We start from the raw sequence: 25,453 nt of genomic DNA, 5'->3' as shown, positions 1-25,453 counted from the left end.
TGTGGGCAGCCACCGTGGCCGCCCACACCTCACCCCTTGACCGCTCCGGCGGCCAGGCCACTCATCACCCAACGCTGGGTGAGCACGAAGATCACCAGGATGGGCAGCACGGCCAGCAGGAGCGTGGGGAACACCTGCGTGTAGTCGGCGGAGTACTCCCCCACCGAGGCGTAGACACCCGTGGTGACCGTGTAGAGGCCCGAACCGGGACCCAGGATGAGCTGCGGGCTGGCGAAGTCGTTCCACACGCTCAACGTGTTCAGGATGAACACGGTCGCCACGATCGGCTTCATGAGCGGCAGGATGATCGTCCACAGCGTCCGGTACGGACCGGCGCCGTCGATCGCCGCCGCCTCGTCGAGCGAGGCGGGCAGCATCCGGATGAACCCGGTGAAGACGAAGATCGTGAACGGCACCGTCGCCGAGGCCATGAAGAGCACCAGCCCTGGGAACGTCGACATCAGCCCGATCGCGCGGAGCACGAAGATCACCGGCACCAGGATCACCTGGGTCGGGATGAACATGCCCGAGATGAAGAACAGCAGCGCCGCACCGAACACCGGCCGTGGCGAGCGCGCGATGACGTACGCCGCGGGCGCGCACACGCCGATGGAGACGATGTTGACGCAGATGACCAGCCCGATCGTCACGGCGTAGCCGAACGCGATGTCGAAGTCCGGGTTGTTCCAGGCCGCAACGAGATGCTCGAGCGTGAACTGACCGGGCGAGAGCGAGAACGGCCTGCTGATGATGTCGCGCTGGTCCTTGAACGCGTTGACGACCAAGAGGTACATCGGCACCAGCATCACCACGCAGAGTGCTGTGACCATGGCGTACCAGAACGGCGTACGCCGCTCGCCGGTCGAGTTCCGCCGGCCCGCCAGTGCTTGCAGCGCGCTCATGCCTGAGCCCCCTGGTCGTGACGGCGGCGCAGCGCGAGCACGCCGAAGGCGAGGATCGCGGCCACGAGGATGAGGACCACGGCCTCGGCCGAGGCCAGTCCCACCTGCCGCTTGGGGAACTCCACGGCGAGGATCTGGTAGGCGAAGGTCTTCGTGGATCCTGCCGGTCCGCCGCCGGTCAGCGAGACGACGACGTCGTAGGTCTTGAGCAGCGAGATCATCGAGGTGATCAGGGCCACCGTCACCGATGGCGCGAGCGCCGGCCAGGTGACGTGGCGGAAGGTCTGCCAGCGGTTGGCACCGTCCATGCGCGCGGCCTCCAAGAGCTCGGCGGGCACTGCCTGGAGCCCCGCGAGATAGATGAGCAGCTGGACGCCGAACTGCGCCCAGGCGATGACGAGGATCAGGGTGGCGAGCGCCCAGGTCTCGTCGCTGAGGAACGGGAGCGCGCTGCTGCCCAGGTTCTCCAGCACCGAGTTGACCGCCCCCTGCGGGCCCAGGATCGCCGACCAGAGGAAGCCGACGACGATCAGGCTGAGCACGTGGGGGTAGAACATGACCACCCGGGCGAACGCGGTGAAGCGGGTGGTGCGCCACAACAGCAGGGCCAGGCCGAGCGCCGCGGCGTTGACCACCATCGAGCCCGCGACCGCGACGATCGCGGTCACCGTCATGGAGCCCCGGACGTCGGCGGACTCGAAGATCCTGACGTAGTTGTCGAAGCCGACGATCTCCGGGGTCTGCGTCGGAAAGCCGTTGTAGTCGGTGAAGCTGTAGTAGACGGCGTACCCGACGGGCACGACGAGGAGCCCGACGAAGACCACCAACGCGGGTAGCACCATCGAGGCCTCCACCCACCGCGAGGTGCGCGGACGGGAACCGGATGACCGGCCGATCGCCCGGCGAGGCCGGGCCCCTTCCTCCCGCGGCAGGTCCACTGCCGCGGGAGGGCTGTCGGTGTTGCTGACGCTCATGAGAGCCATCATCGTTCTCCTCGTCGTGGCCCCGAGGGGTCAGCCATTCTGCTCGGCCCAGTCGTCGAGCGCCTTCGCGGCGTCCTCGGGGCTGGTTCCGGTGTAGAGGCTCTGCACGATCTCGGTGAACTTGTCGTTGAGGCCCACGACGGGCAGGCGGATGTCGCCCGCGCCCTCGCCCACCGCCACCAGCTCGGGTGCCTCGTCGATGATCGCCTGGATCTCCGTCGCGACCGGCGACTGCTCGACGGAGGCGCCGGCACGGAACACGCCGTCGGCGGTCAGCTGGCTCTCGATCGCGGCCTGGTCAGTCACCAGATACTCGACAAGCTGGAGGGCTTCGTCGGAGCGCTCGCTGCCGGCGTAGACCATGTAGGGGCTCGCCATGGTCGCGCCCTGCGGGCCGGGGTAGGCCATGCCCTCGTCCACCGGCGGGGAGAAGACGCCCACCTCGAACGGAAGCTCGCCCGCGTTGTCCAGGCTGGCGACGAGCCAGCTCCCGAGCGGGTACATCCCGACCTTGCCGTCCATGAAGTTGGCGTCGGCCGTGGTCGGGTCGAGGCCGACATCGGTCTTCTTGATGTAGCCGTCGCCCAGCCAGGTGGCGTAGTGCTCGAACATCGGCTCGAAGGCGTCACCGAGGGTCAGCTTCCCGTCGGCGACGGTCGACTGCCACTCGGGCTGCTCGGTGTTGAGGGTGGGGTGCCACAGCTGCTGGAGCTGGAGGCCGGTCTGCCACTGGCCCGCGGTCTGCAGCGGGGTGTAGCCGGCGTCGGCGAGCTTGCCGAGCGCAGCGTCGAACTCGTCCCAGGTCTGCGGCGTGGCCTTGATCCCGGCCTTCTCGAAGGCCGTCTTGTTGTAGTAGACGAGCGACTGCGCCTGGGAGCCGACACCGGCGACCAGCCGCTTGCCGTCGATGGCGTACGTGTCGACCATCGGGATGTCCTCGACCCAGCTCTCGTCGGAGAGGTCGAGCACCTCGGGAGCGATCTGGTCGTCCGGGAAGATCGACTGCACGACGTCGGGGGCGGTGCCCGCGGCGAGCTGAGAGCTGAAGGTCTCGCTCACGTTGGTGCCGGTCGGCCCCTCGATCTTGACGTCGATGCCGGTCTCGTCCTCGAAGGGCTTCACCAGGTCGTTCCAGAAGTCCTTGGTGAGGTTGTCGGTCAGGTTGACCAGCACCCGCACCTCCTTGCTGTCGTCGCTGGCGGCGCCGTTGCCTCCACAGGCCGCGGTCGCGATCAGGGGGAAGAGAACCGCCGCGACAGCACCCACCCTCCACATGCGTCGTGTCTCCACAGGAGTCTCCGTTTCGTCGTCCGTCGATCTCTCCGACGGAGGTTGTTCGTGGGGATCCTGGCGATGCGAGCTGCCGACCACCAGGATTAGGAAAGCGCTATCCCGGGCACTAACGTGACGAAGATAACACATATGATGTTTAAATAGGCAAGCCCGTTCTAGACATTTTTGAAACGGTCCAACCAGCCTCGACCACACCGAGAGGAGCCGCCTCGTGCGTGCCGCCTTCGCCATGACTCCCGACCTTCAGCATCGGTTCTTCGATGCCACCCTGCTGGCCGAGCTGGGCGAGCTCGTGGACATCGATGCCGACGCCGTGCTCACGTCCTACGACGACCCAGGTGCCGCCGAGATGGAGGTGCTCATCACGGCCTGGGGCACGCCGACCATCGACGCATCGGCTCTCGCCCGGATGCCACGGCTGCGCGCCGTCGTCCATGCCGCGGGCTCGGTGAAGTACTTCCTCACCCCCGCAGCCTGGGAGCGTGACCTCCGGGTCACCTGCGGCGTGGAGCCCAACGCCCGCCCCGTGGCCGAGTACGCCCTGGCCGCGGTGCTGTGGGCGACGAAGTCGGTCCTCCCACTGACCGAGCGGTTCCGCGCCGAGCGGGTGTCTCCCGACCTCACCGTCGACGACACGATCGACGGGGCGTACGGCACGACCATCGGCGTGCTGGGCGCCTCGGCCACGGGACGAGCGCTGATCGAGCTGCTCGCCCCGTTCGACCTCACCGTCCTGGTCAGCGACCCCACGATCGACGCAGCGCGCGCCGCCGAGCTGGGCGCCGAGCTCGTGGACCTCGACGAGCTCTTCGCGCGCTCGCGCGTCGTCTCGCTGCACGCGCCGCTGCTGCCGCAGACCAGGCACCTCGTCGACGCTCGCCTGCTCGGGTTGATGGGCGACGGCACGACCCTGATCAACACCGCCCGGGGTGGCGTCGTCGACCACGACGCGCTCCGCGCCGAGCTCGTGTCGGGGCGCCTGCGGGCCGTCCTGGACGTCACCGAGCCGGAGCCGCTCCCCGCCGATGATCCGATGTGGAGCCTGCCCAACGTCACCCTGACCCCGCACATCGCCGGCTCGCAGGGCAGTGAGCTACGCCGCCTCGGCCGCGCCGCCGTCGACGAGGTGCGCGCCCTGGTCGACGGCCGGCCGCCCCTGCACCCGGTCGACCCCGCCACCCTGGCCACCAGCGCATGACCGCCATCCCGAAACCGGAGACCCACGTGACCACCCTCACCCCTGGCCCCACCTCTGCGCCCGACCTCGCCGACCTCACCCGCTGGTTCCTGACCTGGGTCACCGACGAAGGGGCGATCAACGGCTTCCACAACCACAGCGTGTGGGGCACGAACCCCGCGACCTTCCTCGACTGGACCAGCGGCCACGCCGCCTTCTCCGCGCCGGCTCTCGGTGCCGTCGCACTGCTCCTCGCCGCGCGGCCCGATGACCGGGCCGCCGAGGTGTGGCGGCGGATGATGCGCTTCCAGAGCAGCGCCCTGCAGGACGACGACCAGTACAAGCACGTCGGCTTCCAGGTCGGCGAGTCGGCCACGACCGGCCTGATCCACAACGCCACCGGCAGCATCGGTCTGCTCCTCGGGCTCAAGCACGCCCGGCACCTGCTCGACGACGCCGAGGTCGACCGCATCGTCGACGTGGTGCGCCGCAACCTGGTCGCCCTCCACTCCTTCGGCGGCGGCCGCCCGGCCGAGGACGGCACCTGCAACCAGGAGTACGCCCGGGTGTGGGTCAAGCTGCTGCTCTCTGAGGTGACCGGCGACGACAGCGGTCTGGCCGAGATCCGCGAGGACCTCGACGTCCTCATCGCCCGCCACCACGAGCCCGGAGTCCCGGACGCCGACTCCTCGGGCACCTGGCGCCAGGCCGAGGATCGGGTCGCCGGCGGGATCCTGGAGCCTGCGGAGTACTACGGCCTGATGATCATGCCGCTGCTGCTCGGCCACCTGCGCCTGGGCGAGCAGCGCTATCTCGACGAGGCGGTCCGGCTGTGCCGCCATGTCGCCCGCTCCGCATGGACCGACGCGGACGGCCAGACCCGCTTCCACCGTTACTGGTACGTCGCACCCAGCACGACGCTGAAGAGCGACACCCCCATGCTGATCGCGGGCATGGGACTGTCGCTGCACGGCATCCGTGAGGTGTGCCGGGTGCGCCCCGACGCCGAGCTCGAGGAGTTCATGGCGCGTTGCCGGGCGACGTACGCGCACTATCAGGCGCCGGCCGGCTACTTCGCCTCGGCGACCCACTGGGGCACCGAGGCCGACGTCGCCCCGAGCACCGCCTGGCACGCCCACGACCTGGTCTTCCTCGCCGACGACGTCGAGGACCCGGGCCAGGACTTCTGGACGACGGTGCTCACGCCCGACGAGCGCCAGTCGGTGCTGATGACCAACCGGGCCGTATGGGCCGAGCACGGCGTGCACTGGTGCATCCGCAGCCCGCTGACCGCAGGCGACCTCCACCTCTACGGCCGCAAGGACCGGGCGGTGTTCGGGCGCGACTTCTTCGCGTGGACCGACAAGGAGCCGCTCGACGACGAGCTGCGCTACCCCGAGGCGCCACTCTTCCTCGAGACCAACGACGGCATGCGTCGGGTGGACACCTCCGATCGCCCCACCGACGTCTCCACGCTCGGCACGACCTATCAGGGAGAGCTCTGACCATGACCTTGCTGCGCCCCGGGCTGTGCTCGGTCACCGCCCGTCATCTCCCGACGGGCGGGGTGCTCGAGGCCGCCGCGGAGGCCGGCCTGGCCTGCATCGAGTGGGGTGCCGACGTCCACGCCCCGCCTGCCGGCGACCTGCGCGGCCTGGCCGCGGCCACCGCTGCTGCCGGACTGGCCGTCGCTTCCTACGGCACCTACTGGCGGGCACCGGCGGACGACGACGGGGGCGCGCTGATCGGCGCAGCCCAGGCGCTGGGGTGCACACGCCTACGCATCTGGGCGGGCACCACCGGCTCGGCCGAGGCCTCCCCCGCCGAGCGCGCCGAGGTCGTACGCCGCGTACAGCGGCTGGCCGACGAGGCGGCCGGCCACGGCCTCGAGCTCGCCTTCGAGCACCACGACCTGACCCTGGCGGACACCGTCGAGTCCACCCTCGACCTCCTCGACGAGGTGGACCGGCCCAACGTCGGCACCTACTGGCAGCCCCGGGTGGGCGAGCCCTCAGAAGTGGCCCTGGCCGGGCTCGCCCGGCTGCTCCCGCACGTACGTGCGGTGCACGCGTTCTCCTGGTGGCCACGTCACGAGCGCCTGCCGTTGGCGGCCCGAGCCGACCTGTGGCCGGCGGCCCTGGAGATGCTCGCGGCCGCCGGGCGGCCGACGGACGTACTGCTGGAGTTCCTGCCCGACGACGACATGTCGATGCTGCCGAGCGAGGCAGGTCGCCTGCGCGAGTGGATCGCGCAGGCGACCTGACCGCTCAGCCGGCGGCCGGGCCGCCGGGGAGCCCGATGCCGTCCCGGGTGACCAGCCGGTTCCAGGTCGCCACCCACTCCTGGCCGAAGGTCTGGGCGACCTCACCGGTGTAGCTGAAGCTCAGCGTGTCGAGGTCGAGCCCGGCGGCCTCGAGCGACGCGGGCTTGCTGAGGTTGGTGTTGATCGCGTCGCTCCACGTGGAGAGGCGATAGGTCGCGGCCGGGTTCGCGAACGAGTTCTCGCCGGCGCGGTACTCACCGCCGCCGATGATGACCGAGCGGTCGATCGCGTTGCGGGCGGGCACGTAGAGGGAGTTGGGGTTCTCCCACACGGTCGCACGGTCGCAGCCGTTGGTGGCAGCAGGCGCGTAGTCGGCCTTCTTGCAGTCCTCGCCGGTGGCGGTGACGCGCGGGACGTACCAGTCCCCGATCTCCGGGAACACGATCGGCTTCCCGTCGGAGTAGCGGGCCTTGCCGTCGGTGTAGTGACGGTGCCAGCCGGCGACGTCCTCCTCGGTGGCCGAGTACTTCTCGCCCGGCCGTACGTCGAGGAACGAGTTGTAGCGGCTCTGCACCACCCAGCCGTTCGGCACAGGCAGGCCGGTCTCGCCGTTGCGGTGGTAGAGCTGGTCGTGGCCGGTCTGGTCGACGTCGATGAACACGTTGTCCGTCGCCTTGTTGCTGTGGCCCGACTGGAAGAAGACACCCGAGTGCGCGTTCTTCACGACGTTGTGGTGGAACCGCATCCCCGAGACGCCGTCGTCCATGTAGAACGCGTCGTTGGAGCCGCCGATGGTGTCGAAGAAGTTGTACGCGACCTCGTTGCCCAGATAGGTGTAGTCACGCCCGGTGTAGACGACGCCCTGGTCGCCGGCGTTCTTCACCAGGTCGTAGAAGTAGTTGTGGTTGACGCGCATGTCGTTGCCCATGATCTGCACCGCCATGTGGGGCGCATCGTGGACGTAGTTGTTCTCGAAGCTGTTGCCGACGCCGTACAGATAGGCCGCCGGCGTGTAGGTCGCCAGCCGCGAGAAGCGAGCGATCTCGTTGTTGCGGGCCACGTTGTCCCCGCGCTCGAGAGTGCTACGGTCGCCACCGCCGAGCAGGACTCCGCCACCACCGAGGTCGTGGAGGTAGGAGTTCTGGACGACGTTGTCGTGGCCGCCACGTACGGTCTCGTAGTCGGGCAGCGCGGTGATCGACTCGGTGGTCTCGCCGATGCGGACCGCGTCCATGCTGACGTTGGAGATGTCGACGCCGTCGATCAGCGTCTTCTCGGCATCGAGCAGCTGGACCGCGCTGATCAGCGAGTCCGACATCGACAGACCCTTCAGGGTCACGCCTGTGGTGCCCTCGAGCCGGAAGATGTTGTCGTCGAAGGCGCGCAGCGTCGCGCTCTTGCCCGCCATCGTCCCGCCCGCCGGCTTGTAGTAGACGACGTCGTTGCCCGCGTGGCGGTCGATGTAGTACTCACCCTCGACGTCCATCTCGGAGAGGATGTTGATCGCCTTGACCTTGGTGTAGTCGTTGCGGGGCCAGTACATCGAGGGGTACTTGGCGTACATCGTCGTGCCGCTCCAGGAGACCAGCCGCACCATGTCGTTGGCGTAGTTGTTGCCGAGATAGCCCGAGAGCCACGCCTCGGTCTCGTACGTCGTGTTGTCGACGTCGGTGAGCTCCTGCGGGTCGGCCTGCACCGGGATGTGGGAGTAGGCACCGAAGCCGCGGGTGCCGTGGTCGATGATCTCCGGCACCCCCTGCGGAGCCCAGCCCTGGTAGCGGTCGCCCTCGAGGAGCCGGCCACCGACCTCGTAGAGGGGAGGCGTCATCTTGCGCATCTCGTCCTGGGACCAGGTGTCGCGGTCCTCGGGGTCGGCGAGCTGCTGCTTCTTGTCCTCGAACTGCGCGCGCGGCGTCGTCCCGCTGATCGCCCAGTCGGGCTCCATCCCGAACCGGTCGCGCAGCGTCCACTGGATGAGGTCGTTGGTCGCCGGGACCTTCCACTTGCCGCCGTCGCCGTAGAGGTGACAGCTGGAGTCCGCCCCGGTGCAGCCCTCCTGGTTGGGGAACTGCGCGAGCGTCTGCGTCCCGCCGTCGACGACGAGCTCGGGAGCGAAGGGCTGCGGAAGCCAGTTGAACCCGTTCTTGTAGAGCGTGCCTGGGTCGATGCCCTCGGCACCCAGGTCGTAGACCCAGACGCCCTCGCGCAGCGCCGGCGAGTCGAGTCGGGCGTTCGAGGAGAGCTGAGGCTGGGCGAGCTCCTCCTCGGACAGGTCCGCGAGCGGCCGCCAGCCCTGGGCTTCCAGGGCGTGCGCGCCGGTGAGGCGGACCTTCTCCCCCGCCGCGGCGCGGTAGGTGACCCAGGAGTGCTCGGGACCGGTCAGGTCGATCGCGTCATCGAGGACGTACTCGCCTCCCTGGACGATCACCGTGCCTCGGTTCTCTGCGGAGGTACGTCCGGCCAGCGCGTCGCGGGCCGCTTCCACCGTCCGCAGCGGCCGGCTCTTCGTGCCCGGGTCGGCGTCGTCGCCGTCCGGGGCGACGTGGACCGTGAGGGTCGTCTCGGCCGCGGTGGCGGGCTGCGTACCGGTGACGAGGACCGTCGAACCGAGTGCCACCAGGACCACGGCCGCCGCGGCGCGGGCGCGGCGTGTCGTGCGAGTCTGCATGTCCGTCTCCTTGAGATATGACGTATGACATGTGTCTAACATCACAGACGACGTGCGGGCAAGCGTTTTCCAATGTTTCCGGGGCGCGCGACCTCGATCAGGAGACGAGGCCGTAGACCCGAGCCGCCGTGCCACCCCGGACAACGGCGCGGCCGGTGTCGTCGAGCCCGGCGAGCACGGTGTCGGCGAGGTTGATCACCTCGCCGTAGGAGGACCGCAGCAGGCAGACCGGCCAGTCCGAGCCGATCATGGTGCGCTCGGCGCCGAAGACATCGATGACGTACGCGGCCCAGGGAAGCACCGCATCGATCGGCTGGTCCGGAGCGAGCTCGGTGACGAGCCCGGACAGCTTGCACGCCACGGTGTCGTGGCGGGCGAGCGCGGCGACGTGTCCCGCCCACTCGTCGAAAGCAGCGGGGTCGATCACGGGCTTGCCGACGTGATCGAGCACCCAGCGCCCTCCGGGCACCTGCTCGACAGCGCAGACGGCTGCGGGCAGCTGGGGCTGGCGCACCAGCAGGTCGTAGACGAGGCCGGCATCGGCGACGGCGGTGAGCCCCCGCAGCACGTCGTCACGGAGGAGCCACTCGGGATCGGGCTCGGACTGCACCAGGTGCCGGATGCCGACCAGGAGCTCTCCTCCGGGCCCCTCGCGCAGCCGGGCGAGCCGGTCGGCGACGTCCGGGGCGGTGAGGTCGACCCAGCCGACGACCCCGAGGATCTCGGGCGTGGCCGCCGCCAGCGCGAGCAGCTCGGGGGTCTCCTCGGCGACCGCGACGGTCTGGACGACGACGGTTCCGGCGATCTCGTGGTCGTCCAGGTGGGGCCGGAGGTCGTCGAAGGAGAAGGAGCGCCGGATGGCCGGGAGATCGCGCGTCCACTCCTGGTCGCGGACCTCGAGGTCCCACACGTGGTGGTGGGCGTCGATGCGCCGCGCCTCGGACGGCAGCTCGACCACGGGCTCAGTCAAGGTGGAAGACCTCGGTCATCGGCGACCACTGCTCGTCGTCCGCGGCGGAGGGCAGCCGCTCCTGGCACGGGGCGGTGACCTCCCACCACCGCTGGGTCACGTCGTGAGCGGCGATCGCGGCCATGTCGGCGTCGTAGTCGGTCCCGACGTACTCGAAGTAGCTGAAGAGCCAGCCCTCGCGCAGGAAGATGGAGTAGTTGCGGATGTTGCTGGCAGTCAGGCGCTCGAGCACCTCGGGCCACACAGCGGCGTGCAGCTCGACGTACTCCGCCTCCTTCTCGGGGCGCAACCGGACCACGGAGCCGTGTCGGGTCATGGTGGGGTCCTCTCGGTGTGGTGGGCGAACGGTCAGAGGTCGTCGACGAGGACGACGTGCAGGGTCCGCGGGCCGTGGACGCCCTCGACGCGGTCGAGCTCGATGTCGCTCGTCGCCGACGGGCCGCTGATCCAGGTCTGCGGCCTCGCCGGGTCGAGCCGGGCGACGGCCTGCGGGACACCGGCCACGACGTGGGCGGCCCCGAGCACGCACACGTGCAGGTCCGGGACGAGGGTGAGCGCGCGACGTCCCTGGCCGGGTCCGTGGTCGAGCACCACCGTGCCGGTGGCTGCGATGCCGAGCGCGGCTGCTGACACGACCGCGTCGATCGCGTCGAGCTCGGCGGCCGACTGCCCGGTGTCGTCCACGGATCCGGGGACCGGCCACGGCAGGCCCGGGGGTACGACGACGCTCCGGCCGGCGACCGCCCGCGCCAGCACCTCGGCGACCTCTGCCGCACGGCACCGGGTGACGGTGGCGCGGTAGTCCTCGACCCGCTCCACGAACCGAGCGAGCACCGTCGACCGGTCGAGGTCGTCACCCACACCTCGGTAGCCGCGCGGCACCTCAGCGGTCGGGCGAGGGACCTCGCCGAGCGCCTGCCGGACACGGCCGAGGATCTCCTCACGGGTGCTCATCGGCACCTCCTTCGGTGCGGCGCCACCAGGCGCGGAAGGACTCGACGGGCGGGTCCGGCAGGTCGCGGGCCTGCGTCCAGGGGCGCGCACCGGCGCGGCGGGCAAGCCGGACGCCGGTGCCGACGAGGCGCTCGGCGAGGCCGAGCCGGCGGCTGGACGCGAGCGTCGCTCCGGCGGCCTTCATCGCCACCGCCTCGGGCTTGGGTACGCCACCCCGGTGGGCGTCGACGACCTGCGAGCGCAGCTCCACGAGCACCGATGGGATATCGATACGCACGGGGCAGGCCTCGAAGCAGGCGCCGCACAGCGTCGAGGCGTACGGCAGGGAGTCGGTCTGGTCGTCGTGCCCGACTCCCTTCAGCAAGGGGTTGAGGATGGCGCCGATGGGGCCTGGGTAGACCGAGCCGTAGGCATGGCCGCCGGTGCGCTCATAGACCGGGCAGACGTTGAGGCAGGCCGAGCAGCGGATACAGCGCAGCGCCTGACGACCGACCTCGTCGGCGAGCGCGCGGGTGCGGCCGTTGTCGAGGAGCACCACGTGCACCTCCTGCGGGCCGTCGCCCGGGGTGACGCCAGACCACACCGAGGTGTAGGGGTTCATCCGCTCCCCCGTCGCCGAGCGCGGCAGGAGCTGGAGGAAGACGTCGAGGTCGTCCCAGGTCGGCACGGTCTTCTCGATGCCGACCACGGAGACCAGCACCTCGGGCAGGGTCAGGCACATCCGGCCGTTGCCCTCCGACTCCACCACCACGAGCGACCCGGTCTCGGCGACCGCGAAGTTGGCACCCGAGACACCTACCTTGGCACGCAGGAACTTCTCGCGCAGATGCAGGCGAGCGGCCTCCGCGAGCCGCGCGGGCTCGTCGGCGAGGTCGTCCGGAGCGGGACGGCCGACCTCACCCATCGCGGAGGCGAAGATCTCGCGGATCTCGGCCCGGTTGCGGTGGATCGCCGGCACCAGGATGTGGCTCGGCAGGTCGTCGCCCAGCTGGACGATGAGCTCGGCCAGGTCGGTCTCCCAGGCGTCGATGCCGCGCGCGGCCAGCGCCTCGTTGAGACCGATCTCCTGGGTCGCCATCGACTTCACCTTCACCACCTCGGTGGCGTCGTGCGCGGCGGCGATGTCGCCGACGATGCGACAGGCCTCTGCGGCGTCGCTCGCCCAGTGGACGGTCGCGCCGGCCTGGGTGAGCGACTCCTCGAGACGTACCAGATGCTCGTCGAGGTGCAGCAGCACGTTCTCCTTGATCGCCGCACCGGCCAGGCGCAGCTCCTCCCACTCCTCGACCTCGCCGACGACGGCGGCGCGCTTGGCGCGGATGGTGCCGGTCGCGTGCGCGAGGTTGCGGCGCAGCTGGGAGTCGCCGACCGCCTCGCGCGCGGCCTTCGGGAACACCGGCATCCCGACGAACGTGCCGGTCATGAGGCAACCACGGCGGCAGGCTCGGTCTGGGCAAGGACGTCGGCCAGATGCATGACGCGTACGCCTGCACGCTGCCGTGAGAGCAGGCCTCCGACATGGGTCAGGCAGGACCGGTCGCCGGCCACCAGCACCTCGGCCCCGGTCTCGCGTACGTGCCGCGCCTTGTCGGAGCCCATGGCCACCGACGTGTCGGAGTTCTTCATCGCGAAGGTGCCGCCGAACCCGCAGCACTCGGTCGCGCCGGGCAGGTCCACCAGGTCGATCCCTCGGACGTGCTGGAGCAGCCGCAGGGGCCGGTCGCCGACCGCGAGCATCCGCAGCGAGTGACAGGTCGGGTGGTAGGTCACCCGGTGCGGGAAGTAGGCACCCACGTCCTCGACGCCCAGTACGTCCACCAGAAACTCGCTGAGCTCGTAGACGCGCTGGGACGTCTCGCGGGCCGCCTCCCGCAGGCCGTCGTCGCCGCTGCGGCGGGCCACCAGGTCGTGCTGGTGCCGGGCCGACCCGGCGCACGAGCCCGACGGTGTGACGACGGCGTCGTACCCCTCGAAGGCTCGGACGAAGGAGCGCAGCACCGGCACCGCCTCGTCGAGGTAGCCGGTGTTGACCATCGGCTGGCCACAGCAGGTCTGGCCCTGGGGGAAGTCCACCTCGACGCCGAGGCGGCGGAGGAGCCGGACCACGTTGCGACCGGTGTCGGGGAAGAGGGCATCGTTGATGCAGGTGACCATGAGGGCTACGCGCACGACGGCACCAGTCCCTGGTCGGCCAGGTCGGCCCACAGCGCCTCGGGAACCGTGGCCGCCAGACGGTCGAGGTTCTGGCGCACCTGCTCGGGCCGGCCCGCGCCCGCCACGACCGAGACGACCCGCGGGTCCTGCAGGGGGTAGTGCAGCGCGGCGGTGGCGATCTCGACCCCGTGCGCCTCGCACACCTCGCCGATGCGCAGCGCACGCTCGAGGATGTCCTCGGGCACTTCGCCGTAGTTGTACATGGCGCCCCGGCGCGGGGTGGTTGCCAGGAGACCGCTGGCGAAGACGGCCGCCGCGACGATCTTGGTGCCGTGCCGGTCGCACGCCTCGAGTACGCCGTCGGCGACGGACTGGTCGAGGAGCGTGTAGCGGTTGGCGACCATGATCACGTCGGCGAGGCCGGTCTCGACCGTCGCGGTGAGCGCCTGAACCGACAGGGATCCGGTCCCGATCGCGTCGACCATCCCCTCCTCGCGGAGCTTGGCCAGGCCGGCGAGCGCGGTCTCGACGGCTGCGGGGTCCTCGGAGAACTCAGGATCGTGCACGTAGAGGATGTCGACCCGGTCGAGGCCGAGCCGGGTCAGCGACTCCTCCAGGCTGCGGCGTACGCCATCGGCGGAATAGTCCAGGACCCGGTGCGAGCTCGCCGGGACCGCGAAGCCCATGTCGTCCTGGGACTCCCCGTCCCAGGTGGGATTGGGCCGCACGAGCCTGCCCACCTTGGTCGAGACGACGAACTCCGACCGCGGACGTGTCGCCAGGAACTGCCCGATCCTCTCCTCGGACAGTCCCAGCCCGTAGTGGGGCGCGGTGTCGAAGTGACGTACGCCTGCTTGCCAGGCCGCCTCGAGCGTGGCGTGACAGTCCTCGTCGGTGCGCGGCCGGAACAGGTTGCCCATCGGTGCACAGCCGAGTCCGAACAGCGGGATCTCCATCCGCCCTCCTCAACCTCTGACTCCACGGTCGTCCGACCGCCACATCGAGGCTAGACATCTGATGTTTGGGCTGTCAATATGCATGAAGTGCCCAATTCGGCGCTCTCAAACCACCATAGATCCGATTAATCAACGCTGGAGGCCACACCATGAAGTTCGCCCGCCTGGGACCCGCAGGTGAGGAGCTGCCCGTCCTCGTGCTCGAGGACGAGGTGCGCAGCCTGGCCGGTCTCACCGACGACATCGACGGGGCCTTCTGGGCCTCCGACGGACCGGCACGAGCCGCCGCCGCCCTTGCCGCGGGCGACCTCCCCCTCGTCGAAGGAGCCGACACGCTCCGCGTCGGCGCCCCGATCACCCAGCCCGGCGCCATCGTCTGCATCGGCATGAACTACGCCGCACACGCCGCAGAGTCCGGCGCGGAGCCGCCCGCGGTCCCGGTCATCTTCTTCAAGGCTCCCAACACGATCGCCGGGCCGAACGACACCGTCACCATCCCGCGCAACAGCACCAAGACCGACTGGGAGGTGGAGCTCGGCGTGGTGATCGGAAAGCGCGCGTCCTACCTCGACTCCCCCGACCAGAGCCTGGAGCACGTCGCGGGCTTCGTGGTCGCCAACGACCTCTCCGAGCGCGAGTTCCAGCTCGAGATCTCCGGCGGCCAGTGGAGCAAGGGCAAGATCGCCCCCGGCTTCAGCCCGATCGGCCCCTGGGTCGTGACTCCCGACGAGGTCGAGCACCAGAAGCTCGGCATGCGCTCCTTCGTCAACGGCGAGCCGCGCCAGGACTCCGTGACCGCCGACCAGATCTTCGACGTCGCGACGGTGATCCACCACCTCAGCCAGTTCATGGTCCTCGACCCGGGCGACCTGATCATGACCGGCACCCCGGAGGGCGTCGCTCTCTCCGGCCGCTTCCCCTACATCCAGCCCGGCGACGTCGTCGAGATCGAGATCGACGGACTCGGCCGCCAGCGCCAGGAGTACGTCGCGTTCGGGGGCCAGGCATGAGCGAGCGCCAGCGAGCGACCATAAACCTCAGGTCGCCGCATCCGTACGATTGCGCTTGCGCTACGGAGGCGGCGGCATGAGCGGCCAGGGGACGCGCGAGCTCGACGGGCTCGTCGCGCTCGTCACCGGTGGTGCCTCCGGCATCGGCGCTGCCATCGTCGAGGTCCTGCTGGATCGGGGAGCCCAGGTCGCGGCCCTCGACCTCGACCCCGAGGGCATCCACCCCAAGGCCCTCGGCATCCGCGCCGACGTCACCGACGACGCGAGCATCCGGGCCGCGGTGGAGCAGACGGTCGCCGACCTCGGCCGGCTCGACATCGTGGTCAACAACGCCGGCATCGGCGCCCAGGGCACCGTCGAGGACAACCCCGACGAGCAGTGGCACGCGGTCTTCGACGTCAACGTCCTCGGCGCCGTACGAGTCTCGCGCGCCGCGCTCCCCCACCTTCGTCACTCCCCCGCCGCGGCGATCGTGAACGTGGCCTCGGTGGCCGCGACCACGGGCATCCAGCAACGAGCCGTCTACTCCGCGAGCAAGGGTGCGGTCCAGTCCCTGACGCAGGCCATGGCCGCCGACCACCTCCGGGAGGGCATCCGGGTGAACTGCGTGAACCCCGGGACCGCCGCCACCCCCTGGGTTCAGCGCTTGCTCGACTCGGCCGACGACCCCGAGGCCGAGCGTGCCGCCCTGGACGCGCGGCAGCCGCACGGCCGGCTGGTCAGCGCGGACGAGGTCGCCCTCGCGGTCGCGTACCTGGCCAGCCCCTCGTCGGGCTCGACCGCCGGAGTGGCCCTCGCTGTCGACGGCGGCATGGCAACGTTACGGTTGCGACCGACCGAGTGAGAGGACCAGGATCCCGATGGCGCTGACCGACGAGGCGATCGAGAAGATCAAGGAGATGATCCTCGACGGCAGCCTGAAGCCCGGCGACCGTCTCCCCCGCGAGGCCGACCTGTCGGTCCAGCTCGGCATCTCCCGCAGCTCCCTACGCGAGGCGGTACGCGCGCTCTCGATGATGCGCATCCTCGACGTACGTCAGGGCGACGGCACCTACGTCACCAGCCTGACGCCGGAGATCCTGCTGGAGACGATGGGCTTCGTCATCGACTTCCACCAGGACTCCAGCGTCCTCGACCTCTTCGAGGTACGCCGGGCGCTGGAGCCGCTGGCCGCCGAGAAGGCGGCCATGCAGATGTCATCGGAGGAGTCCGCCGACCTGCTCGCGCTGGTGGACTCGGTCAGCCCCGAGACGTCGTTGGAGGAGGTCGTGGCCAACGACCTGGAGTTCCACCACCGGATCGCCCAGGCCTCCGGCAACACCGTGCTCTGCTCGTTCATCGACGGGGTCGCCAACCGCACCCAGCGAGCACGGATCTGGCGGGGCGTGACCCAGCAGGACTCCTTCGACCAGACGCAGCGTGAGCACCGCGGCATCGCCTTGGCCATCGCGGACCGACAGCCGAGCATCGCCGCCGCGCTCTCGCTGGCCCACGTCGCGGGCATCGAGAACTGGATCCGCCGCAGCCTCGCCGAGGACGGGGAGAAGGAGGAGTGAGCGTGCCGAACCAGGGGCGGCTGCACGTCAGCTTCCGGCCCAGCGACCGCGCCCGGCAGGCACTGGAGGCGCTGCCGGGGCCGGTGGCCTGCGCCGCGGATCCTGCCGGGCAGACCCGCGCGGAGCTGCTCACGGACGTACGCGGGGCCGCCGCGCTGGTGTGCCTGCTGACCGACCGGGTCGATGCCGAGCTGCTCGACGCGGCCGGTCCGTCGCTGCGCGTGGTCGCCAACATGGCGGTCGGCCACGACAACATCGACCTCGCCGCCTGCGCCGCTCGCGGCATCACCGTGACCAACACCCCGGGGGTGCTCGACGAGGCGACGGCCGACCTCGCCTTCGCGCTGTTGCTCGCCGCGTCCCGTCGGGTGGTGGAGGCCGATGCGTTCGTACGCAGCGGCGAGCCCTGGTCCTGGCGGCCGGACCTCTTCGTGGGTCTCGACGTCAGCAGCGGAGCGACCCTGGGCATCGTCGGCCTGGGCCGGATCGGGCTGGCGATGGCTCGGCGCGCCCGCGCGTTCGACATGCGCATCGTCGCGACCCCGTCCCGCTCGGCCGGCGACGAGGCCGCTCGCCTCGGTGTCGAGACCCTGCCGCTGTCCGACCTCCTGGTCGCCTCGGACGTCGTGTCGCTGCACTGCCCGCTGACCCCGGACACCCGGCATCTCATCGGCGCCGAGGAGCTCCGCCTGATGGGACCGGAGTCGGTCCTCGTCAACACCGCCCGCGGCCCCATCGTCGACGAGGCCGCGCTGGCGGCCGCGCTCGCCGACGGCACGATCGGCGCGGCCGGGCTCGACGTCTTCGAGAACGAGCCGGCCGTCCACCCGGACCTGCTGGCGCTGCCCAACGTCGTCCTGCTGCCGCACATCGGCAGCGCCGGGCGCGCCACCCGTGACCGGATGGCGATGCTCGCGATCGACAACGCCCGCGCCGTGCTCGCCGGCGAGCCCGCGCCGACCCCGGTCCACCCGTAGGCAGACTCAAGCCGGCCGCGGGTGAGCCCGCGGCCGGCCTGAGTCCGGTCCTAGCGCGGAACCACGGTGTAGGTGCTGCCCCGCCGGGTGGCGAACTCGACGACGTTCTCCTCCGGTCGGGAGACGTCCGTCCCGGTCACCTTGACCGGCTGCCGCGTACGCAGGCGGAGGCGGTTGCCGAGCAGCGACCGGATCCGTGCCACCTCGACCTTGCCGTCTGCCCACCTCAGGTCGACCTCGAAGCCACCGCGGGCACGCAGGCCGCGGACCTTCCCCTCCGGCCATGCCGCCGGCAGCGCCGGGAGGAGGAAGAGCTCGCCGGAGTGGCTCTGCATGATCATCTCCGTGATCCCGGAGACGCCGCCGAAGTTCCCGTCGATCTGGAAGGGCGGGTGCAGGTCGAAGAGGTTGGGGGCGGTCCGGGAGGGATGCAGCATGTGCTGGACGTGAAGGTAGGCGTTCTCGGCCTCGAGGAGGCGGGCGCGGATGTTCATCTTCCAGGCCAGCGACCAGCCCGTGGTGATCGCCGGGCCGCGCAGCTCGAGTGCCTTGCGGGCGGCGTCGGCCAGCTCCGGCGTACGCAGCGGGCTGATCTGGTCCGAGGGGAAGACACCCCACAGGTGGGAGACGTGGCGGCTCCGCTCGAGGGCGGCGTCCTCCCAGTCGATCAGCCACTCCTGCAGCTGGCCCAGGTAGCCGATCTGGTTGGGCGGCAGCTGGTCCCGCATCGCCACGGCCTTCTCGACGAGCGGGTCGTGCTTGCCGAGCGCGGCGGCGGCCTTCTCGAAGGCGGTGAACAGGTCGCGCAGGATCTGACAGTCCATCGTCGGGCCGGCGCAGATGCTGACCCCCTCGTCGTCCTGCTCGTGGTGCTTGATCTCCGGCGAGTGCGACGGGCAGGTGACCATGTAGCCGGACTGCTCGTCGCGCACCATCGTCTCGAGGAAGAACTCGACCGCTCCCCGCAGGGTCGGGAAGTGCTCGGCGAGGTTCTCCTTGTCGCCGGTGTACTCGTAGCGCTCCCAGAACAGCAGCGACAGCCAGGCGCCTCCCATCGGCCAGACTCCGTAGTAGGCGAAGTCGACCGGTGCGGTTCCCCGCCAGCCGTCGGTGTTGTGGTGGGCGACCCAGCCCTTGTCCGACCCCCACATCTTCTTCGCGGTGTTCCGCCCGACCTCCGCGAGCTCTTCGGTCATCGCGAACATCGGGTCCCAGCACTCGGCGAGGTTGGCCGGGCCGGCGGGCCAGTAGTTCATCTGCGCGTTGATGTTGAGGGTGTACTTCGACTGCCACTCGGGCTGCATCTTGTAGTTCCACAGGCCCTGCAGGTTGGCCGGCTGCCCGGGGGTCCGGGACGACGAGATCAGCAGGTAGCGCCCGAACTGGAACCACAGCGCCGCCAGCTGCGGATCGCCGCCGGCACGGAACGCGGCCACCCGCTCGTCGGTCGGCTTCTCGATCGCGGCGGAGGTGCCCAGGTCGATGTCGACGCGGCCGAAGAGGGACTGGTAGTCCCGCACGTGCGCCGAGCGCAGCTGCCCGTACCCGCGCCCGGTCGCTGCCTCCAGCGGCTTCGTCGCTCGCCCGATGTGGTCGGCGTTCACGTCGGCGTAGTTGCGGTAGCTGGTCGCGATCGAGACCAGCAGGGTCACTGACGTGGCGTTGCGAACCCGGAGGTGGTCCCCCTGGCACTGGACCGTCCCGCCCTCGGTCTCGGCACGGCCGAGGCTGACGAAGCGTACGGCGCCCTCCATCCCCTCCGTGGGGCCGCTGATGCCCTCCAGCGCGAGCGTCCGCGCGTCGTGGGGACGTACGTCGCTCTGCTGCGGGGACTCGAAGGTGGCGTTGAACGAGACCTTCTCGGCCTGGTCCGCGGTGAGGTGGACGACCATCACCTGGTCGGCGTGGCTGACGAACGACTCCCGGCGGTAGCGCACGCCGCCGACCTCGAACTCCGAGATCGCGATCGCCGACCGCAGGTCGAGCGAGCGCCGGTACGTCACGGGCTCACCGTCGATGCCGAGGAACTCGAGCAGCAGGTCACCCACCGGCTGGTAGAAGGCCTGCTCGCTGGGCCGCCCCATGAACTCCTTATCGGCCAGGCGCTGGGCACCCACCCAGTTCTCCTCGAAGATCATCCGGCGGATCTCGGGGAGCACCTCCGCCCCGCGGGGCGGGTCGTAGCTGTGCGGATGACCGGCCCACACCGAGTCCTCGTTCAGCATCAGCTTCTCGCTGGCCACACCGCCGAAGACCATCGCGCCCATCCGGCCGTTGCCGATCGCCAGCGCCTGGAGCCACTCCGCGGCCGGCTGGCGGTACCAGAGCTCCAGCGGGTTGGTCTCCGGCTCACCGGCGGCGGCTGCGGCCGCCTCGGTGACGACCGGCTGCACCAGGGCACCGCCCGCCAGCGCGGAGGCGGCCTGCAGCACCCGTCGTCTCGTGAAGTCCACCATCAGCTTCCTCCTGACTCACGCCCCAGGTGGGGCAAACATCGGTTGTTTCAATGTAATAGACATCACACGTCATGTCGATGCTTACCAAGATTTGGCTTGGAGATGGCCGATGTAGGCCGAGGCGCGACGGAAGGGATGAGCAAATCATCTGATCTCTGTGGATCAGTGCGCTTCCCGAGCGGACGCCTCCGCGGCGGCCAGCCGCTGCTCGTCGAGCCCGTAGAAACGGCGCGCGCTGCCGGCGTAGATCTCCTCGCGCTCGCCGCTCGACAGGCCGGCCAATGCGTCCCGGAGCCCGGCGAAGACCCGCTCGTAGCCACCGGCCGCGGTGGAGATCGGCCAGTCTCCGCCGTACATCAGCCGACTCGGGCCGAACACCTCGACCGCCCGGTCGACGAAGGGCTGGATGCCGGCCACGGTCCAGCTGTCGGAGGCCGCCCCTGGGTACAGCCCGGAGACCTTGCCGAACACCTTCGGGTTCTCGGCCGCCCGCTCGATGAGGCTCCACCACGGCTCTCGCTCGGCATCGCCGATCGGTGGTTTGGAGAGGTGGTCGATCACGATCCGCAGGTCCGGGTGGCGTTCGGAGAGCGTCCCGACGTGCTCGAGGTGGCGCGGCAGCACCGAGACGTGGTCGTAGGTGAGCCCGAGCCGCTCCAGCAGCCCGAGCCCCTCGGCGACGTCCGGACGGAGGATCCAGTCGGGGTCGGGGATGTTGTGGATCAGGTTGCGTACGCCGACCACCCGGTCGTCTCCGCGCAGCGACTCCAGCCGCTCGGCGGCCAGGTCCGGCCGGTCCAGCGGCACGTAGACGACGATCCCCACCACCTCGGGATGTCGGTCGGCGACCTCGATCATCAGGTCGGTGTCGCCGTCGTGGTCGTCGGACTGGACCAGCACGGTCGCGTCCACCCCCTGCGCCCGCAGCTGCGGCCGGACCTCGTCGAAGGTGAACGTGCGGTTGTACTCGGGTACGTCGGGACCGAGCCATGGGTAGGGCGAGCGGGTGAGGTCCCAGACGTGCTGGTGGCTGTCGATGATCATCTGCGGCGTCACCGGTTCGCCCAGTAGCTGCCGTCCGGATAGGCGTACGTCGCCACCGACGCGGGGTGCATCTCCGCGCTGTAGCCGGGCCGGGACGGCAGCCGGTAGGCGCCGTTCTCGACGATGCACGGGTCCGTGAAGTGCTCGTGGAGATGGTCCACGAACTCGGTGACCCGGTCCTCGAGCGTGCCCGAGACGGCGACGTAGTCGAAGACGGACAGGTGCTGGACGAGCTCGCACAGGCCGACGCCGCCGGCATGAGGGCAGACCGGGACGTCGAACTTCCTCGCCATCAGATAGACGGAGAGGATCTCGTTGACGCTGGCCAGCCGCGCGGAGTCGAGCTGGCAGAAGTCGATGGCCTCCGCCTGGAACATCTGCTTGAAGAGCACCCGGTTCATGCCGTGCTCACCGGTGGCCACCCCGATCGGGGCCACCGCCTTGCGGACCGCGGCGTGGCCGAGGATGTCGTCAGGACTGGTCGGCTCCTCGATCCACCACGGCTCGAAGCGCGCCAGCGCGTTGACCCACTCGATGGCCTGTGGCACGTCCCAGACCTGGTTGGCGTCGATCATCAGCTTCGCGTCCCAGCCGATCACCTCCCGGGCGATCTCGCAGCGCCGGATGTCGTCCTCCAGGTTCGCGCCGACCTTCAGCTTGATGTGCGTGTAGCCGGAGTCGACCGCTTCGGCGGCCAGCCGACGCAGCTTGTCGTCCGAGTAGCCCAGCCAGCCCGCAGACGTGGTGTAGCAGGGATAGCCGGTCTCCTCCAGGTGCCGGATCCGCTCCTCACGGTGGGGAACGCCGGCGCGGAGGATGTCCAGTGCCTCGTCCCGGGTGAGGGCGTCGCTGAGGTACGTCAGATCTGCGACGTCGACGAGCTCCTCCGGGGTCATGTCGGCCAGCAGCCGCCACAGCGGCTTGCCGGCTTCCCGGGCGGCCAGATCCCAGACCGCGTTCATCACGGCGGCGAGGGCCAGGTGCTCGACCCCCTTGTCCGGGCCCAGCCAGCGGAGCTGGGAGTCCGAGGCGAGATCCCGGTAGACCCCGCCCAGGTCACCCACCACGTCGCTCACCTCGCGCCCGACCAGCGGCTCACCACGGCGCTGCGCCGCCAGCGTGCAGATGTCGTTGCCGCGTCCGATGGTGAAGGTGAACCCGAAACCTGACAGCTCCGGGTCATCGGTGCTCACCACGACGTACGTGGCCGAGTAGTCACCGTCCTTGTTCATGGCGTCGGATCCGTCCATCGACACAGAGGTCGGGAAGCGGACATCGGTGACATCGACGGCGGTGATACGGGTCACGAGGGATCCTCCTGTGGGGATGGGTGGCGCTTGTTCACGAGGTAGAGGTGGGTCAGGACCAGCACCGTCTCGCCACGCTGGTTGGTCACCGTGACGAGCTCGTGGACGTACCCGAGCTCGTCCGGCTTCTTCCTGTGCTCCGACATCTCGGTGATCTCGGCGGTGACGGTGATGGTGTCGCCGATGAACACCGGGCCGATGAACCGGATCCGGTCGTAGCCGTAGGACATGGACTGTGGGTTGATGTCGGTGGCGGTCATCCCGACCGCCACCGCGAGGATCAGCGTCCCGTGGGCGATCCGCTGTCCGGCCGGCTGGGTGGCCATCCACTCCGCATCCATGTGGTGCGGGAAGAAGTCGCCCGTCTGACCGGCGTGCAGGACGATGTCGGCCTCGGTGATGGTGCGCCCCAGGGTGGTCCGGGACTCCCCGACCGCGTAGTCCTCGAACCAGCGTTCCTCGACTCTCACCGGGACGCTCCTTCCTCGACGCCGTAGGCGTCGGATCCCACGCCGAGCAGGCGCTCGGCGACCTCGCCGACCCGGCGGACCAGCTCGGGGTCGGTCATCCGGCCGGCCAGCGCCTCCGTCACCCACGGGGAGACGGTGTCCTGGAACTCCAGATAGCCGGCGGTACGCGGCCGTACCCACGCGCCCTCGAGGGTCGCCCGGGTGCCCCGGAAGAAGTCCCAGGAGTCTTCGTTGAGCCGGTCGTCGTCCCACGAGGACGCGTAGCCGGGCTGGCCGCCCGCGTCGTAGTAGACGCCCGACTGGATCTCCGGCGAGGCCACCCACAGTGCGTACGCCCGGGCTGCGTCCAGGTCTCGCGACCGGGCCGAGACGGCCACGCCGGCACCCCCGAGCTGCGAACCGGCCACCCCTCGGGGGCCGGAGGGCATGTCGACATACCTGAGGCGATGTGGCCGGAACCCTGCCCGGGAGTAGTTGCTGTAGCCGTAGAGCAACGGCGCATAGGCCCACGGCTCGGTGGCGGCGGTGGACAGCGCCTCGGCGACCTCGATCGGGTTCGCGTCCAGGCACCACGACGGCACCTGCTCGCAGAGCCGATGCATGAGGTCGAGCACGCTCAGCGCGTCCTCCTCGGGCAGGAAGGTCCCGGGATCGGCGTTGACGGGCGTCCCTCGGTTGGCTGCCAGGGTGCACAGCGTCGAGTAGGCGTCGATGGGCTTGCACGGCCAGAGCACCCTGCCCTCGGCGGCCAGGTCGAGCACCTCCTCCCACGTACGGGGCGCAGCCGGCAGGCGGTCCGGGCGGTACGCAGCGACCTGGGCCGCGGCGTCGGTGGCGAGGCCGTACTGGCGCCCACCGTGGCGGTACGACGCGTGGCTGCTGCCCACGGCATCGGCGGCCAGGGCGGCCAGCTTCTCGTCGTGTCCGGCGCCGTCCAGGGGCGCCAGCACCCCTTCCGCGACGGCCATCGGCACGTGCGGGTGGTCGATGACCAGGAGGTCGAAGCGCTCGGCCAGCTCAGCCAGCGGCGCGTCGGCGAACGCCTGCAGAGAGCGGTACTCCCAGCGCACCTCGACACCGGTCCGGCGCGCGTACTCCTGGGAGGCCGCGACCTGGCAGTCGTAGCCACGCGGGTGCTCCCAGGTCATGCCGTGCAGGACGGTCATCGGTCCCCCTCGAGGTCGTGCTCGCCCAGGCGTGGAGCGGGGCGCGGATTGGTCAACCGCTCGCCGTCGATGCGGATCGGGCTGCGAGTGGTCGTCAGGGTGAGGCCGTCACGACGGATCTGCTGGGTCATCGCGATGGCCTCGAAGCCCTTGTGCTCCACGAGCTCGGAGAGCGTGAGCACGGGGGCACACCACACGTCCTCGGCGTCCAGCACGGCCAGCCAGGCGTCCCGCGTGTCGCTCCGGAGCCGGTCGCCGATCGCCTCCTCGATCTCCGACTGCCGGTCCCACCAGGTCTGCGGGTCGGTCATCGCCTCCAGCTCGGGAAGCCCGAGCAGCCGTCCGATGGTGGGCACGGGGTTCATCGCGATCGCCAGGTAGCCGTCGCTCGTCGGGTAGATGCCGTAGGGAGCCGAGAGGAAGGCGTGGGCCGACCGGGGTCCCTTGCGGCGTACCTCGACCGACGGATCGTTGAGCCGGGTGGTCAGCAGCTCGAACTCCAGGTCCAGCAGGGACTCCATCAGGCTCGTCTCCGTCAGCCCGCCCATCTCGGTCCGGAACCGCCGGACCAGCAGGGCGGTGATGCCCTGGGCCAGATGACAGCTGGCGAGGTGGTCGGCCACGGCGAGGCCGACCGGGACCGGCGGATCGTCGGCCGACCCGTTGAGCCAGGGCAGCCCGGCGATGGCCTGGGCGAGCAGGTCCTGGCCCGGGCGGTCCTGGAACGGACCGACACCGCCGTACCCGGTGACGCTGCCGTAGACGATGCTCGGGTTGAGCGCGCGGACGGACTCGTAGTCGAGACCGATCCGCTCCATCACCCCGGGCCGGAAGTTCTGGACGATCACGTCGGCACCCACGACCAGTGCGCGTACGCGCTCGAGGTCGGCGGGATCCTTCAGATCGGCTGCGACGCTCTCCTTGTTCCGGTTCATGGCGTGGAAGGAGAGGCTGTCGCCGTTCACCGTGCGCCCGGCGAAGGCCAGGCTGCGGCCCGCGTCTCCCCCGGCGGGTCGCTCGATCTTGATGACCCGGGCGCCGAGGTCGGCGAGCCTCAGCGCTGCCACGGGACCGGCCAGGAACTGGCTGAAGTCCAGGACGGTGACGCCCTCCAAGGGCAGCTCGGAGGGTTGAGCGTCGCTCATCG

23 protein-coding genes are annotated in these 25,453 nt (G+C 70.1%); 7 read left to right on the top strand and 16 right to left on the bottom strand.

From position 1 onward, the window contains the following. Positions 1-29: 29 nt before the first annotated feature. The 3 genes from ACIO3S_RS15035 to ACIO3S_RS15025 are packed head-to-tail and all read right to left on the bottom strand — an operon-like array spanning position 30 to position 3,175. Positions 30-902, bottom strand: a complete 873-nt coding sequence (locus ACIO3S_RS15035) for a carbohydrate ABC transporter permease (protein ID WP_400464964.1) — start codon at positions 900-902, stop codon at positions 30-32. After that, entirely contained in the window at positions 899-1,885 is a 987-nt protein-coding gene (locus ACIO3S_RS15030; protein ID WP_400464962.1) for a carbohydrate ABC transporter permease, read from the bottom strand. Before ACIO3S_RS15030 ends, ACIO3S_RS15035 begins: the two co-directional genes overlap by 4 nt. A gap of 30 nt (positions 1,886-1,915) precedes the next feature. Then, positions 1,916-3,175 carry an ABC transporter substrate-binding protein gene (locus tag ACIO3S_RS15025; protein WP_400464959.1) on the bottom strand — a complete coding sequence of 420 codons (1,260 nt, stop codon included), beginning with the start codon at positions 3,173-3,175 and terminating at the stop codon, positions 1,916-1,918. Positions 3,176-3,389: 214 nt separating this feature from the next. Here ACIO3S_RS15025 and ACIO3S_RS15020 point away from each other — a divergent pair, with 214 nt between their 5' ends. Genes ACIO3S_RS15020 through ACIO3S_RS15010 form a run of 3 tightly spaced genes read left to right on the top strand, consistent with a single transcriptional unit; the run spans position 3,390 to position 6,618 of the window. Continuing rightward, positions 3,390-4,376, top strand: coding sequence for a hydroxyacid dehydrogenase (locus ACIO3S_RS15020; protein ID WP_400464957.1), 987 nt, complete (start codon positions 3,390-3,392; stop codon positions 4,374-4,376). Then, a complete protein-coding gene (locus tag ACIO3S_RS15015) occupies positions 4,373-5,860 on the top strand; it encodes a hypothetical protein (RefSeq protein ID WP_400464954.1) in 1,488 nt (495 codons plus the stop codon). Before ACIO3S_RS15020 ends, ACIO3S_RS15015 begins: the two co-directional genes overlap by 4 nt. A gap of 2 nt (positions 5,861-5,862) precedes the next feature. Beyond that, positions 5,863-6,618: a sugar phosphate isomerase/epimerase family protein gene (locus tag ACIO3S_RS15010; RefSeq protein WP_400464952.1), complete on the top strand. Its 756-nt coding sequence runs from the start codon at positions 5,863-5,865 to the stop codon at positions 6,616-6,618. 4 nt (positions 6,619-6,622) lie between these two features. On the opposite strand, the gene ACIO3S_RS15005 is transcribed toward ACIO3S_RS15010, so the two are convergent. The 7 genes from ACIO3S_RS15005 to ACIO3S_RS14975 form a co-directional block, all read right to left on the bottom strand. Further along, entirely contained in the window at positions 6,623-9,286 is a 2,664-nt protein-coding gene (locus ACIO3S_RS15005; RefSeq protein WP_400464950.1) for a right-handed parallel beta-helix repeat-containing protein, read from the bottom strand. Between the two features lie 97 nt (positions 9,287-9,383). Then, the gene (locus ACIO3S_RS15000; RefSeq protein ID WP_400464948.1) at positions 9,384-10,256 is read right to left on the bottom strand and encodes an amidohydrolase family protein; all 873 of its coding nucleotides are present in this window, start codon (positions 10,254-10,256) and stop codon (positions 9,384-9,386) included. Further along, a complete protein-coding gene (locus tag ACIO3S_RS14995) occupies positions 10,249-10,572 on the bottom strand; it encodes an L-rhamnose mutarotase (protein WP_160027504.1) in 324 nt (107 codons plus the stop codon). Before ACIO3S_RS14995 ends, ACIO3S_RS15000 begins: the two co-directional genes overlap by 8 nt. A gap of 32 nt (positions 10,573-10,604) precedes the next feature. Next, positions 10,605-11,210 (bottom strand): lactate utilization protein C, encoded by a 606-nt coding sequence (locus ACIO3S_RS14990; protein ID WP_400464945.1) that lies wholly within the window; start codon positions 11,208-11,210, stop codon positions 10,605-10,607. Beyond that, positions 11,197-12,633 carry a LutB/LldF family L-lactate oxidation iron-sulfur protein gene (locus tag ACIO3S_RS14985; protein WP_400464944.1) on the bottom strand — a complete coding sequence of 479 codons (1,437 nt, stop codon included), beginning with the start codon at positions 12,631-12,633 and terminating at the stop codon, positions 11,197-11,199. The genes ACIO3S_RS14990 and ACIO3S_RS14985 overlap by 14 nt, the downstream gene beginning before the upstream one ends. Then, complete coding sequence (locus ACIO3S_RS14980) at positions 12,630-13,364, bottom strand: (Fe-S)-binding protein (protein ID WP_400466435.1); 735 nt, start codon at positions 13,362-13,364, stop codon at positions 12,630-12,632. Before ACIO3S_RS14980 ends, ACIO3S_RS14985 begins: the two co-directional genes overlap by 4 nt. 5 nt (positions 13,365-13,369) lie before the next feature. Next, positions 13,370-14,320, bottom strand: a complete 951-nt coding sequence (locus ACIO3S_RS14975; protein WP_400464941.1) for an aldo/keto reductase — start codon at positions 14,318-14,320, stop codon at positions 13,370-13,372. A gap of 149 nt (positions 14,321-14,469) precedes the next feature. Between ACIO3S_RS14975 and ACIO3S_RS14970 the strand changes: the two genes are divergently transcribed. From ACIO3S_RS14970 to ACIO3S_RS14955, 4 genes are all read left to right on the top strand, one after another. Then, entirely contained in the window at positions 14,470-15,330 is an 861-nt protein-coding gene (locus tag ACIO3S_RS14970; RefSeq protein WP_400464938.1) for a fumarylacetoacetate hydrolase family protein, read from the top strand. 76 nt (positions 15,331-15,406) lie between these two features. After that, positions 15,407-16,174: an SDR family NAD(P)-dependent oxidoreductase gene (locus ACIO3S_RS14965; RefSeq protein ID WP_400464935.1), complete on the top strand. Its 768-nt coding sequence runs from the start codon at positions 15,407-15,409 to the stop codon at positions 16,172-16,174. A gap of 16 nt (positions 16,175-16,190) precedes the next feature. Then, positions 16,191-16,886 (top strand): FadR/GntR family transcriptional regulator, encoded by a 696-nt coding sequence (locus ACIO3S_RS14960; RefSeq protein WP_400464932.1) that lies wholly within the window; start codon positions 16,191-16,193, stop codon positions 16,884-16,886. Positions 16,887-16,888: 2 nt separating this feature from the next. Beyond that, positions 16,889-17,863, top strand: coding sequence for a 2-hydroxyacid dehydrogenase (locus ACIO3S_RS14955; RefSeq protein WP_400464929.1), 975 nt, complete (start codon positions 16,889-16,891; stop codon positions 17,861-17,863). A 50-nt stretch (positions 17,864-17,913) separates the two neighbouring features. Here ACIO3S_RS14955 and ACIO3S_RS14950 read toward each other — a convergent pair whose 3' ends face one another. From ACIO3S_RS14950 to ACIO3S_RS14925, 6 genes are all read right to left on the bottom strand, one after another. After that, positions 17,914-20,319, bottom strand: a complete 2,406-nt coding sequence (locus ACIO3S_RS14950) for a glycosyl hydrolase family 95 catalytic domain-containing protein (RefSeq protein ID WP_400464926.1) — start codon at positions 20,317-20,319, stop codon at positions 17,914-17,916. Between the two features lie 162 nt (positions 20,320-20,481). After that, positions 20,482-21,375 carry an amidohydrolase family protein gene (locus ACIO3S_RS14945; protein WP_400464924.1) on the bottom strand — a complete coding sequence of 298 codons (894 nt, stop codon included), beginning with the start codon at positions 21,373-21,375 and terminating at the stop codon, positions 20,482-20,484. Next, complete coding sequence (locus tag ACIO3S_RS14940; protein WP_400464921.1) at positions 21,372-22,670, bottom strand: L-fuconate dehydratase; 1,299 nt, start codon at positions 22,668-22,670, stop codon at positions 21,372-21,374. The genes ACIO3S_RS14945 and ACIO3S_RS14940 overlap by 4 nt, the downstream gene beginning before the upstream one ends. After that, positions 22,667-23,140, bottom strand: a complete 474-nt coding sequence (locus ACIO3S_RS14935; protein ID WP_400464918.1) for a MaoC family dehydratase — start codon at positions 23,138-23,140, stop codon at positions 22,667-22,669. The genes ACIO3S_RS14940 and ACIO3S_RS14935 overlap by 4 nt, the downstream gene beginning before the upstream one ends. After that, the gene (locus ACIO3S_RS14930; RefSeq protein WP_400464915.1) at positions 23,137-24,306 is read right to left on the bottom strand and encodes an extracellular solute-binding protein; all 1,170 of its coding nucleotides are present in this window, start codon (positions 24,304-24,306) and stop codon (positions 23,137-23,139) included. Before ACIO3S_RS14930 ends, ACIO3S_RS14935 begins: the two co-directional genes overlap by 4 nt. Then, entirely contained in the window at positions 24,303-25,451 is a 1,149-nt protein-coding gene (locus tag ACIO3S_RS14925; protein ID WP_400464912.1) for a CaiB/BaiF CoA transferase family protein, read from the bottom strand. Before ACIO3S_RS14925 ends, ACIO3S_RS14930 begins: the two co-directional genes overlap by 4 nt. Positions 25,452-25,453: the final 2 nt, after the last annotated feature.

The sequence above is a fragment of the Nocardioides sp. NPDC087217 genome (assembly GCF_044744805.1).
In the GTDB taxonomy this organism is placed as follows: domain Bacteria; phylum Actinomycetota; class Actinomycetes; order Propionibacteriales; family Nocardioidaceae; genus Nocardioides.
The sequence above is the reverse complement of the archived record's forward strand: the minus strand, read 5'-3'. Positions and strand labels throughout refer to the sequence as shown.